General features: G+C 59.3%; 10 protein-coding genes. 3 read left to right on the top strand and 7 right to left on the bottom strand.

Annotation, left to right across the window (positions count from 1 at the left end; translation table 11 throughout):
• Nucleotides 1-201: 201 nt before the first annotated feature.
• Complete coding sequence (locus tag ACJO3M_RS09180) at nucleotides 202-1,713, bottom strand: glyceraldehyde-3-phosphate dehydrogenase (protein ID WP_407001093.1); 1,512 nt, start codon at nucleotides 1,711-1,713, stop codon at nucleotides 202-204.
• Nucleotides 1,714-1,839: 126 nt separating this feature from the next.
• On the opposite strand from ACJO3M_RS09180, the gene mfd reads away from it, so the two are divergent.
• A complete protein-coding gene (mfd, locus tag ACJO3M_RS09175; RefSeq protein ID WP_407001092.1) occupies nucleotides 1,840-5,349 on the top strand; it encodes a transcription-repair coupling factor in 3,510 nt (1,169 codons plus the stop codon).
• A 58-nt stretch (nucleotides 5,350-5,407) separates the two neighbouring features.
• Complete coding sequence (locus ACJO3M_RS09170) at nucleotides 5,408-6,091, top strand: CsiV family protein (RefSeq protein WP_407001091.1); 684 nt, start codon at nucleotides 5,408-5,410, stop codon at nucleotides 6,089-6,091.
• On the opposite strand, the gene ACJO3M_RS09165 is transcribed toward ACJO3M_RS09170, so the two are convergent.
• From ACJO3M_RS09165 to ACJO3M_RS09145, 5 genes are read right to left on the bottom strand one after another with little or no spacing between them, the layout of a single operon-like run.
• Nucleotides 6,072-6,854 carry an S-methyl-5'-thioinosine phosphorylase gene (locus ACJO3M_RS09165; protein WP_407001090.1) on the bottom strand — a complete coding sequence of 261 codons (783 nt, stop codon included), beginning with the start codon at nucleotides 6,852-6,854 and terminating at the stop codon, nucleotides 6,072-6,074. The two genes, ACJO3M_RS09170 and ACJO3M_RS09165, sit on opposite strands and share 20 nt — an antisense overlap.
• A 12-nt stretch (nucleotides 6,855-6,866) precedes the next feature.
• The gene (locus ACJO3M_RS09160; protein ID WP_407001089.1) at nucleotides 6,867-8,117 is read right to left on the bottom strand and encodes a mechanosensitive ion channel family protein; all 1,251 of its coding nucleotides are present in this window, start codon (nucleotides 8,115-8,117) and stop codon (nucleotides 6,867-6,869) included.
• Nucleotides 8,118-8,173: 56 nt separating this feature from the next.
• Nucleotides 8,174-8,680 (bottom strand): L,D-transpeptidase family protein, encoded by a 507-nt coding sequence (locus tag ACJO3M_RS09155; RefSeq protein WP_407001088.1) that lies wholly within the window; start codon nucleotides 8,678-8,680, stop codon nucleotides 8,174-8,176.
• 59 nt (nucleotides 8,681-8,739) lie between these two features.
• On the bottom strand, nucleotides 8,740-9,414 hold the full coding sequence (locus ACJO3M_RS09150; protein WP_407001087.1) for a TetR/AcrR family transcriptional regulator: 675 nt from the start codon (nucleotides 9,412-9,414) through the stop codon (nucleotides 8,740-8,742).
• A 60-nt stretch (nucleotides 9,415-9,474) separates the two neighbouring features.
• Nucleotides 9,475-10,386 carry a hypothetical protein gene (locus ACJO3M_RS09145; RefSeq protein ID WP_407001086.1) on the bottom strand — a complete coding sequence of 304 codons (912 nt, stop codon included), beginning with the start codon at nucleotides 10,384-10,386 and terminating at the stop codon, nucleotides 9,475-9,477.
• Nucleotides 10,387-10,564: 178 nt separating this feature from the next.
• Between ACJO3M_RS09145 and ACJO3M_RS09140 the strand changes: the two genes are divergently transcribed.
• Complete coding sequence (locus ACJO3M_RS09140; RefSeq protein WP_407001085.1) at nucleotides 10,565-11,185, top strand: riboflavin synthase subunit alpha; 621 nt, start codon at nucleotides 10,565-10,567, stop codon at nucleotides 11,183-11,185.
• Here the strand turns inward: ACJO3M_RS09140 and ACJO3M_RS09135 are convergent.
• Complete coding sequence (locus ACJO3M_RS09135) at nucleotides 11,158-12,315, bottom strand: class I SAM-dependent methyltransferase (protein WP_407001084.1); 1,158 nt, start codon at nucleotides 12,313-12,315, stop codon at nucleotides 11,158-11,160. The two genes, ACJO3M_RS09140 and ACJO3M_RS09135, sit on opposite strands and share 28 nt — an antisense overlap.
• Nucleotides 12,316-12,430 lie beyond the last annotated feature (115 nt).

The following is a 12,430-nucleotide window of genomic DNA, read 5'->3' as shown; positions in this document are numbered from 1 at the left end:
GTGCCAGACGTACCCAAAATCGCGCCAATTATAGAGATTATGTCATCCTATTTCCACCAGAAACCCGGCGGAGTTTGCGCATGAACGTAACACGACCATGGTGGAATTCGGGCCAAAAAGAAACCCCGGCAGCAAAAGCTGGCGGGGTTTCTGAACAATTTGCCACTGCGAAAGGCCGTCAGGCGCTCTACCACTAAAGCATCAGTCGCGAGCACGCTTCGGGAAGATCGGATATGTCACACCGGCCATCTGGTTGACGCAGCGGACCACCTGGGCACTGTAACCGAACTCGTTGTCGTACCACACGTACAGGATCACACGCTTGCCACCGGCAATCGTCGCCTGGGCATCAACAATACCGGCGTGTCGAGATCCAACGAAATCAGTGGACACCACTTCCGGGGAGTTCACGAAATCAATCTGCTTCTGCAGCTCGGAATGCAGCGCCATTTCGCGCAGGTATTCATTCACGCTCTCGACACTCACATCCGCTTTCAGGTTCAGATTGAGGATGGCCATGGATACGTTCGGGGTCGGAACCCGGATGGCATTGCCGCTGAGCTTACCCTTCAGTTCCGGCAAAGCCTTGGCAACCGCCTTGGCAGCGCCGGTTTCAGTAATAACCATGTTGAGAGCGGCACTACGACCACGACGGCTACCCTTGTGGTAGTTATCGATCAGGTTCTGGTCGTTGGTATAGGAGTGGACCGTTTCAACGTGACCATCCTCGATACCAAACTCGTCGTTGATCGCTTTCAGCACCGGAGTGATCGCATTTGTAGTACAGGAAGCGGCCGACAGAATCTTGTCTTCGTCGGTGATCCAGTCGTTGTTGATGCCGTAGACGATGTTCTTGATGTCGCCCTTGCCGGGTGCAGTGAGAATGACCCGACTGACCCCCTTGGATTTCAGGTGCAGCCCCAGACCATCTTCGTCACGCCAGATACCGGTGTTATCAACAACGATGGCGTTATTGATACCGTACTGGGTGTAGTCGACCTGATCCGGCCCCTTGGAGTAGATCACCTTGATGTAGTTGCCGTTAGCGATCAGCGCCGAATCTTCCTCATCCACGGTGATCGTGCCGTCGAAGGGACCGTGCACGGAATCGCGGCGCAGCAGACTGGCACGCTTCTCCAGATCGTTCTCGGCACCGCCCTGACGAACCACAATCGCACGCAGGCGCAGGTTGTTACCGCCACCGGCTTTCTCGATCAGGATGCGCGCCAGCAGACGACCGATGCGACCAAAGCCATACAGGACCACGTCCTTTGTGCCGTTCCCGGCATCTTCCTCGGACTGGGTCGCGTACTGCCCCACAACGGGACCAATCTCGCGGTTAAGGAATTCCTCCAGCGAGCCGCCTTCAGCCTTGAACTTGACCGCCAGCTTGCCAATATCCACATGGGCACGCCCCAGGTCCATGCTGTCCATGGCCTGCAGGATCGGCAGGGTGTCGTGAACCGACAGCTCGCTGTCCTCTACCTGACGGACGAAACGGTGAGCACGAATGATGCCGATAACTGACTGATTGATGATGGAGCGGCCGTATACGGAAGTAACCACATTATTCTTGCGGTATAGGCGGCCGATCAGCGGAATCATGGCTTCCGCAGTGGATTCTCTCTCAGTCCAGTTAGACAGGTGCTGGTTAATCTGTTCGTGACTCACGCTTGAACCTCTGCAGTTGGCACTTGGAAAAGTTGGGCGCATATTATCCAACTTAAAATGCCAGACCGCAAATACTGCCGGCATACCTACCATGACAGCCACCGTTGCGACCGGTAGAATACGCGCCTCGCCGCCCCGGACTTAAACTGCAGGAGAAGACAAACGCCCATGACTGACGGTGCATCCTCACTACGCTCCCGCCCTGCCCTGGTGGCTCCGGAATTCCCGGCAAAGGCTGCCGACCACCGCACATGGGGCCAATTGCACGGCAGCAGCGATGCACTGGCCATTTGCGAAAGCGCAAACCGGCACCGGGGCCTGACGCTGGTCATTACCCGCAGCACCGACGAGGCCATTCGCCTTGAACAGGCCATGCGCTTCTACCTCGGGCTGCCAGCCGAGGAAGACGGCACGGCCGTAACCGGATCGGGCCTTGAGCTGCTTTCACTGCCAGACTGGGAAACCCTGCCCTACGATCTGTTTTCGCCTCACCAGGACATTACATCCCGCCGGATTCGCACGCTGCACCGCCTGCCATCAACCCGCCACGGGGTTCTGGTGGTCCCGGCACGCACCCTGATGCATCGCCTGCCCCCGGCTCAATACCTTCAGGGCAACACCCTGCTACTGGAGGTGGGACAGACACTGGAAATAGACGAGTGGCGCCTGCAACTGGAATCCGCTGGCTACCGTCACACCGAGAATGTCTACGAACACGGTGAATACGCCGTTCGCGGCGCCATTCTTGATATTTTTCCGATGGGCGCGACGCAACCCTACCGGATCGACCTTTTTGATGACGAAATCGAGACCCTGCGCACCTTTGACCCGGAAACCCAGCGTTCGATTGATCGTATCAACAGGATCGAACTGTTGCCGGCCAACGAATTTCCGTGGAACAAGGAGGCCCGTTCCGGTTTTCGCAACCGCTGGTTCGAGCATTTTCCCAATGCCGACAAGGACGCCCCGATCTACCAGGACGTCAGCCAGGGCATCACGCCTCCGGGCATCGAATACTACCTGCCGCTGTTTTTTGATGAATCAGCGACGCTGTTCGACTACCTGCCGGAAGGCACTCACGTTTTCACCGCTGACGGCCTGAACGACGCCATCGCCCACTTTGACGCGGATACCCGGGCGCGATATGAAGACCGGCGCCATGACCGCTTGCGTCCGATCCTGCCGCCGACCGAGCTGTTCCTGCAGCAGGACGAGCTGTTCGGGCAGCTCAAGCGTTTTCCCCGGGTTACCCTCACGACCACTACGGCAAGCGCCGCCGGCTCCGAGAATTGCAGCACCGACGAACTACCCGACGTCGCCATGGATGGTCGTGCAGCGGACCCCGCCGCTCGTCTGAAACGGTTCATTGAAGCTTTCGGCGGGCGCGTGCTGCTGTGCGCGGAGTCCTCCGGTCGCCGGGAAGCCCTGATCGACAACCTGGCTGACCACAATGTAAAACCGGCAACGCTGAATAACTGGCAGGCGTTCCTGGAAGACACCGATTGCCCGCTGGGTATCACCATCGCTCCCATGGAACAGGGACTGGTGCTGCCAGGAGAACACCTGGCACTGGTCACCGAAACCGCCCTGTTCGGCGAGCGGGTACTGCAGCGCCGTCGCCGGGAAAAACCTACGGAAGTGGACGATTCCGGCTACCGCGACCTGTCCGAGCTGCGCATCGGAGCGCCAGTGGTTCACATCGACCACGGGGTCGGCCGCTACAAGGGCCTGGAAACCATCACCGTGGAAGGCGAAGCCAGCGAGTTCCTGATGCTTGAGTACGCCGGCGGCTCGAAACTGTACGTTCCGGTGTCCAGCCTTCACCTGATCTCGCGCTACACCGGTTCCGACACTGAACACGCCCCTCTTCACAAACTCGGTACCGAGCGCTGGAGCAACGCCAAACAGAAAGCCCTGGAGAAAATCCGCGACACCGCCGCCGAACTGCTGGATGTCTACGCCCGCCGCGAGGCCCGCAAAGGATTCACCTTCGAAGACCCCCAGGAAGCCTACCGCGCCTTCGCCGCCGGCTTCCCCTTCGAGGAAACCCCGGATCAGCAGGTGGCCATTGAATCCGTTTTCGAGGACATGACCAGCGAACGGCCCATGGATCGACTCGTTTGTGGCGATGTGGGCTTTGGCAAAACCGAAGTGGCCATGCGTGCGGCGTTTATGGCGACGTTCTCCGGTAAACAGGTAGCGGTCCTGGTGCCGACGACACTGCTGGCACAGCAGCATTACGAATCCTTCCGTGACCGCTTCTCCGATACAGCGGTGAACGTGGAACTGCTCAGCCGCTTCCGCAGCGGCGCCCAGACCAGCAAAGCCATGGAAGCGATCGAAGCCGGCAAAGCGGATATCGTGATCGGCACCCACAAACTGCTGCAGGGCGACGTCACATTCAAAAACCTGGGACTGGTGATCATTGACGAGGAACACCGTTTCGGCGTGCAGCAGAAGGAAAAACTCAAGGCGCTACGGGCGGAAGTGGACATGTTGACGCTCACCGCCACGCCGATTCCCCGCACCCTGAACATGGCCATGGGCCACCTGCGGGATCTGTCCATTATCGCCACGCCCCCGGCGCGCCGGCTGTCAGTGAAAACCTTCGTGCGCCAGCGCGATGACGCCATGGTCAAGGAAGCCATCCTGCGGGAAATTCTGCGGGGCGGCCAGGTGTACTTCCTCCACAACGACGTGACCACCATCCAGAAAACCGCCGAAGACCTGCGCCGACTCATTCCCGAAGCCCGTGTGGGCGTGGCCCATGGCCAGATGCGGGAACGCGAACTGGAACAGATCATGTCGGATTTCTACCACAAGCGCTTCAACGTGCTGGTGTGTACCACCATTGTGGAAACCGGCATCGACATCCCCAGCGCCAACACCATCATCATTGAACGTGCCGACAAGTTCGGCCTGGCTCAGCTGCATCAGTTGCGGGGCCGGGTTGGCCGCTCGCACCACCAGGCCTACGCCTACCTGCTGACACCACCGCCGCGATCGATCACCACCGACGCGAAAAAGCGCCTGGAAGCCATTTCCGAGGCCCAGGATCTGGGCGCCGGCTTCATGCTGGCCACTCACGACCTGGAAATCCGTGGCGCCGGCGAGCTGCTCGGTGAGGAGCAGAGCGGTCAGATCGAGAGTATTGGCTTCACCCTGTACATGCAGCTGCTGGATGAGGCGGTCAAGGCCATCCGCGAGGGCCGCACCCCCAACGCCGACCTGCCCCTGAGCCACGGCACCGAGATGAACCTGCGCATACCCGCGCTGATCCCGGACGATTACCTCCCGGACGTCCATAACCGGCTGATGCTTTACAAGCGCATCGCCAGCGTCAGCAATAAAGATGAATTAAAAGAACTTCAGGTTGAGATGATTGACCGCTTCGGATTATTACCGGACCCGGCCAAAAACCTGATCCATCAGAGTGAACTTCGGCTGCGGGCGGAAGCCCTTGGTATCGTCAAGATCGACGCTGGCAAGGAGTGGGCCCGGCTGGAGTTTGGGGCATCGACACCAGTCGACCCTCTCGTTCTGGTTAAAAAAGTGCAATCCGCACCAGACCAGTACCGCCTGGAAGGAGCCAACAGTTTCCGGTTCCGGCTGAAGGATGACTCAACCAATGGTAAACTCGACGGCATTTCCGACATGCTCGGGCAGTTGACTCCCTGAATTTCGGACCTGCCCGCCAAACGATAGCAACTGACATTGTGGAGTAAAGCCCTTGCGAATGCCCGGTTATGACCTGCCCGGAAAGGCCCTGATCACCTTCACCGCTGCCCTGCTGGCGCTTGCGCCGTTGCTTGCCACTGCTCAGGAGGGACACCTCTACCGGGCGGAAATCGTCATTGTTGAACGGATTGTTGATCCTGGAAACGTTGAGGAACACATGGCCAGCCGGATGCCCGAGCCGGCGACCAATGTTTCGAAACAGATGAAGGTAATCCGCGAGGACGGCAGCGTGGGCACAACGCTCCGATTGGCGCCCGACAGCGACCTGAGATTGCAGTCCGTCGCCCAACGCCTGGAGAACAGCGGGCGTTACCGGGTACTGATGACAGCAGGCTGGTACCAGTCATTCCCGCCGGACTACGACGGCGAACCGATGCAGATCGCCGTTGGTGACTGGCTGGCGGGCGCCGGCCACCGTGAAGTGGAAGGCCAGATTACGATTGACCGCCAACGCTACCTGCACGTGAACGTGAACCTCAACCACTGGCAGTCGGCCGCCAATGCGGCTTATCCCGTTCAGGAGAGTACTGAGGGGATTGCACAGCAACCGGCAGACAGCGCTCCCCCGGCGGAGCTTCTTACCTGGATCCGCGAGACACGTCGTATGCGCAGCGAGGAAATCCATTTCCTGGACTCCCCCACCATCGGAGTTCTGGTGTTCTTCAGGCCGGTTGAGGGCTGAGCGCCCCCAGCCCGGCCATGGATTCCTCAAGAATCCGCTTCACCCCGGACATTCCCTTCTCAATGGCGGCCTCAATCTCTTCCATCGTAATGATGTGATCGGATTTGCCAGCCGCCCAATTGACCACCAGCCCCAGACACACGTAATTCATCTTGAGCTCGGCAGCCAGCGCCGCTTCGGGCATACCGGTCATGCCGACCAGGTCGCACCCGTCCCGCTCCATCCGGGCAATTTCCGCTGCCGTTTCCAGACGCGGTCCCTGGGTTGCCCCATAGACACCGAAATCGGAAAACGACAGATCCAGCGCTCTTGCCGCCTCACCCAGCACCTGTCGAGCAGGCTTGGCGTAGGGAAAGGTGAAGTCGATGTGGGTTACTTCCTCTAGCTCACCTTCAAAGAAAGTGCTCCCGCGGCCCCAGGTATAATCAATAATCTGATCCGGAATCACGATGTGGGCAGGCCCCATGGCCTTGTGAATCCCCCCCACGGCATTAACACCGACCACGGTCCTGACGCCAGCGTGGTGCAAGGCCCAGAGATTCGCCCGGTAGTTCACCTGATGCGGCGGAATGCGGTGAGGATTGCCGTGACGGGACAGGAAAATGACAGGCTGATTGCCCAATCGGCCCTCAACCAGAGCCGATGAAGGCTTGCCCCACGGAGTGTCCAATTCGCGCTCGCCGGTGATTTCCAGTCCGGACAGGGTGGTCAGTCCCGTTCCGCCGATAATGCCGACTGCCGCCGGTGTCTGTTCGTTCGTCATGCCTCGCTCCCGTCAATCACCATTGCCGCCCCCCGTCGCTTCCGCAGCGGATCCGGACCGGGTGCGCTGGGAGGCATGGGATTTGTCCGACCCCTCATCGGTGTTCTCAATAGGCCCTTCATCTTCACTGGCCGCGCCGGATTTTCCGTTGTCGGCGCTGGCCAGCCGCACGCTGTCCGCCACATGCAAGGTGCGCGTCGGGAACGCCACTTCCGCACCATGGCCCTCGATAATCTCACTGATTTTCAGCAACACATCCTGCTTCACCTCGTGATACTTCACCCATTGGGTGGTCTTGGTGAAGGTGTACACCATGATGTCCAGGGACGAGGCGTTGAACGCCAGGAAATTCACGATCAGGGTCTGGCTACTCTCAATCTCCTCGTGATTTTCCAGCATGGTGCGAATTTCGGAGACGATGGTGGCCATCTCACGAACATCAGCGTAGCGGATGCCGATGGTCTCCGAGATACGGCGGTGACTCATGCGGGATGGATTTTCCACGGCAATCGTGGTGAACGTAGCATTTGGGACATACAGCGGACGCTTGTCGAAAGTCCGGATAGTGGTCAGTCGCCAGCCGATGTGCTCAACGGTACCCTCGATGTTGCGGTCCGGGGAACGCACCCAGTCACCCACCTTGAAGGGTCGGTCCAGGTGAATAATGAAACCGCCGAAAAAGTTCGCCAGCAGGTCCTTGGCGGCAAAGCCGACGGCAATACCCCCCACGCCACCGAACGCCAGCACACCGGAAAGACTGTAACCCATGGATTGCATGATGATCAGTACCGCTGTAATGATCACCACCGCGCGGGACAGCTTGCTGATGGCATTAACCGTGGTGTAATCCATCGGTTTCTTCATTTTCATCGGGGAGACAAGAATGCTCTCACCTTCCTTCACGAAACGAAGAATGGCCCACACCAGCACCCAGATAAAACCGATCCTGAGCAGATGTTCGTTGACCGCAAAAATCTCTGCCTCGGAATAGTGATAGGCGACTTCCGCCGCCCAATAAACCCCCTGAATCCAGACGAATGCCACCACCGGCTTGCGCGCCGCGTGAAGAAACGCATCGTCCCACAGGTTCCTGGTTTTACTGAGACGCTTTTCAAGTGCGTCCACGACATGGCCGGCAACATAAGCCACAGTTGCGGTTCCGAACACCAGGGCGAAAACAACAACACCCACCCGCCAGCTTTCGGAAAGCAGTTCCCAATTTTCAATCCAGCCATCAATGGCGGCTTGCAGTTCCCCGATCATGGACGTCCTCAGTCGTAAAATATCAATGCCAGCAGGGCCGCACCAATGCGCGACGTTCAGGATTCTTCGATGGTAACGAGAGTGCCCGGAGTGACCAGATCATAAAGCCTGATTACATCGGTATTGCGCATGCGGATGCAGCCATGGGATCTGGGCTCCCCCATGGGTTCGGTATCCGGCGTGCCATGAATGTAGATGAAGCGTCGGAAACTATCGACCCCGGGGCCACGGTTTATACCCGATTCACAACCGCACAACCAGAGAATCCTGGAGAGAATCCAGTCCCGCTCAGGATGGCGGGCGGCGAGTTCAGGGGTGTAGATTTCACCAGTTGGTCGCCGGGCAACAAACACAGTACCTTGCCGCCGCCCCTCGCCCACCATGGCGCGAATATAATGCCTGCCGCGGGGAGTGCAACCGCTACCGTTTTGCTCTCCCGGACCGTTCAGGGCCGTGGACACCGGGGCTTGAAACAGCGGTTCGCCACCGGCGCTAATCAGCGCCAGCGACTGGGACGCGACACTGATGTGGAGATGGGGAAAGCCCCCCTCTGGCGAGTTCATCTGCAGTTAAGCTCCCGACCGACAATGCCAGTGCTGAAGCCTAACCGAGACAGGACAAGTCAGGCAACCGGAGCCTGACCGAATGACGGCACCAGCATGGCGTCCTCGGCTTGCATGCCAGCAGCCAGGAACGGCACCAGACGTGCAGCAATTTCCTGGACGGAGGTTTCAACACCCAGCTTGTTCTCGAGAATATCCCGCAATGCATCGCTACTGGACATGGTGAACGCGGTGGCCCCGAGCATGAACTGTATCCGCCAGTATCGATCCACCGCCGACAATTGCGGCGTGGCTTCTTTTAGTAGCCCCATAAAGCGACTGAAAGGCTGACTGTATTCCTGCTCCAGGAACTTGCGCAGGTGACCCTGGGACTGGGTATAGGCGAGCCCGAGCAGGCGCATGAAGATGGAAATGCCCTTCTCGTTGCGCTGGGGCATGCGCACGGCGCTTTCCGTCAATGCCCAGAGGGTCTGATTAAGAGTGGGCGGCTTGCCCTCACAACGCTCCTCCAGCTCATCAAACGACGTTTCCAGGGTGGAGGAAAACGGCGTCAGGAACCGGGCAAACACGGCGTGGATCAAGGCATTCTTTGAGCCAAAGTGATAATTGACAGCGGCCAGATTTACTTTAGCCTTGCTGGTAATCATCCGCAGCGAAGTTTCGGAGAACCCCCGGTCTGCAAACAGCTCCTCGGCGGCATCCAGGATGCGGTCAACGGTATCAGACTGAGCCATATTGTTATCAGTGCCTCTAGCAAACGTCTGTTTGAAACATACGTTTGAGACACCGTCATGTCAAGCTCTCTGCTCGGGTGATGCCGCCACTGACGCCCAACCCCGGTCAATCGCCTCCTGATTGCCATCAAAAAAGGCTTTCTGTACCCGATCGTAGGCTTTTTCCGCCTCCAGCAGGTAGATCAGATAAAGCCGGACATACTCGCGGCGAGTCATGTTCCGGGCCAGGGTCCGGTGCTCCGACAAGGCCAGCAGCTCACTGAATCGCGACGAACGCAGGGCTGCGTTGAACTCCGCCATGCGGGCACACTGCCAGACCAGCCCCTCCTTTCCTTCCAGATGCTCGATATGCTTGCGGGCGTCCCGCAACAACCGCTGTCGCATCACGATGAGATCAAGGTAGGACGGGCGCGAGGTGTAGACTCGGCGAACGGCCGGCACCCCCAGCATGAGGATAATAGTGAACGCACCAAAGCCGCCACCAGCAATCCATGCCGGCACAAACCCTGTCAGCCCGCTGAGGAAAATCAGCGCAGCCACCAGCGCACCGAACAGCCAAAGATCCCGACTGCGCCTGGCTTTGGCGAGAGAGTAATTGTCGGGCCATCCCGACATGGCAAGGGTGTCAAAGTCCATCAGTAGTACGCGGTCGCACTGCTTCAGCATCAACCGCAGCTTCCTCTGCCGGGACTCCGCCAGGGCCTTTTCAATGGCTGCCGGCTCCTCCGAGGATTCTGTGGCGTCTGCCTGCCCTTCGTCGGCGCTTGTCGCTTCCATTGACCGCTTATCGGCCTCTGGCGCAGCCTCCGTCGCCCGATCGGTCGATGGGAAAGACTGTCCGGCCAGGCGGGCATCGCTCCCGGCTTCGGCAGGCACATTCGGAGCACCGGCCGCAGGCACAGGATCCGCCGCACGGCCCTGCCGCAACACCGGCTCTCCGGGTTTCTCCGCTGTCTGTCGTTTTTCTGCCATAGCCCCTGCCAACCAAATCCTTGCTTGTGGCCGGTCGAGACGGCCTTATGGTTATCCAATACCCGGGTATCGGCCACTTTACGATAACCTTGACCCCTTGGCATCGAGACACCAGGTCGCTATGCTTTGCCGGTATGTCGCCGGCCCGAAGCTGCCGGCCCCACAAAGAGGTTAGTTCATGTTCACTGGCATTGTTCAAGGCGTTGCCACCATTCGGGAAGTGTCCACGGCCCCCGGGCTGAACACTTACGCCATCCAGCTCCCGGCCGACCGGACTGAAGGCGTGACCATTGGCGCTTCCGTCTCGATTAACGGAGCCTGTCTGACCGTCACACGTCAGGAAGGCGACTTCCTGTACTTCGATGCCATGCAGGAAACCCTGAGGCTGACCACACTGGGAAAGCTGACCCGGGGCGACCGGGTGAACTTCGAACGGGCAGCGCGCATCGGTGATGAAATCGGCGGCCACCTGCTATCGGGCCACGTCCACACCACCGCGACCGTGGCATCCATTGAGCGGCCTGAGAACAACGTCACCATCGAGTTTGAAGTGCCGGAGGCCTGGGCAAGGTACATCTTTCCCAAGGGCTACATCGCCATCAACGGCGCCAGCCTGACCATTGGCGAGGTGGCCGGCAATCGCTTTAACGTCCACCTGATCCCGGAAACCCTGAGGGCCACCACATTTGGCGATATTCGGGAAGGTGATGTGGTTAATATCGAGATCGACAGCCAGACCCAGACCATTGTGGACACCCTCGACAGGCTGGGTTATGACCGCCCCGCTCCCAGGGACTGATGGCGGGCTGAAAACACCACGAATCTGGGATCGGCCTGCAACTGGGTAACCACAGGAAAATACCGCTTCAGGCTGCGGTGATAACCCAGGTGCCGGTTACCCACCATCAACAACTGCCCGCTTTTCGCCAGATGCCGGGCAGCCTGCTGAAATAATCGCAGCGCGATGTGATCGCCCACCACACCGCCCTCATGGAATGGCGGGTTGAGCAGGATCAGATCAAACGCTCCCGCGTCTTCCGGAACCCCGTCCCCATGACAGAAGCGGGCCTCCACATCCGGCGCCAACCTTTCAACATTGTGCCGCGCACTGGCGACGGCCTGACTGGACACATCACTGAACATCACGCTGAGCGCCGGCTGGGCGGCCAACGCCTCAAGCCCGAGAACGCCGTTGCCGCAGGCCAGGTCCAGCACCCTTGACCCGGGCGCCAGCTTCGCGGCTGCCTGGCGAACGTCCGGCAACAACAGCCGGGTACCGATATCCAGACGCTCCCGGGCAAATACGGCGGGAAGACCACTCACACTACCGCCCTCACCCAACGGGTAGCCTTTCCACTGCCCCTGCCAACCTTCCAGCCCCTGCTCGCCCGGCCCACAGATCACCACGCGGGCCTTCTTGCGGGCGGGGCAGACCTGCTTCGTCTGAACCAGGTCACTGAACACCTCGGCACTCCGGTCCGGCAGGTGTTTGATCATACCGCCGGCAATCAGGACGCCGTCGGGAGCCAGCACCTCGTTTGCCCAGCGCAGCAGCCAGCTCAAATAATCCAACTGCCGGGGAATCCGCATGACGATGACATCAAAAAGGCCTTCTGGCGGCGTCAGCCAGCTCTTCGGGGCTGCCACGCTGACCTCTCCGTTCAGGCGCCCGTTCAGGACCAGGGCCTCTGACAGACTGGCGCTGTCTGCCAATGATTCCGGTGCCAGGCTGCTGAGCCCCAGGGTGAGCGCACCGAACTGGTCATCCACCACCAGCACCCGCGAACCGACACCCTCCGGCATCCGGGCATACATCTGTTCCAGCAGCAACTCATCGGCAGCATCCCAGGCCCGGAGGCTGCGATCCGTGTTGCCAGGGCGTTTCAGGGTCAGAGCGCCTTTCGGCGTTTGCAGGGTGTCACTTGTCATTTCGGGCACCAAATCAGGCGGTTTTACAGAGCGGGACCATTCTAGGCTGATTATTCTAGAAATTAACCCTAAAGTGCCCTTCAAGTTGATTTGCAACCGATTCAGATGAGAGAGC

This window comes from Marinobacter alkalisoli (assembly GCF_045449795.1).
In the GTDB taxonomy this organism is placed as follows: domain Bacteria; phylum Pseudomonadota; class Gammaproteobacteria; order Pseudomonadales; family Oleiphilaceae; genus Marinobacter.
Note: the sequence above shows the minus strand (reverse complement) of the source record. Positions and strands in the feature narration are given on the sequence as shown.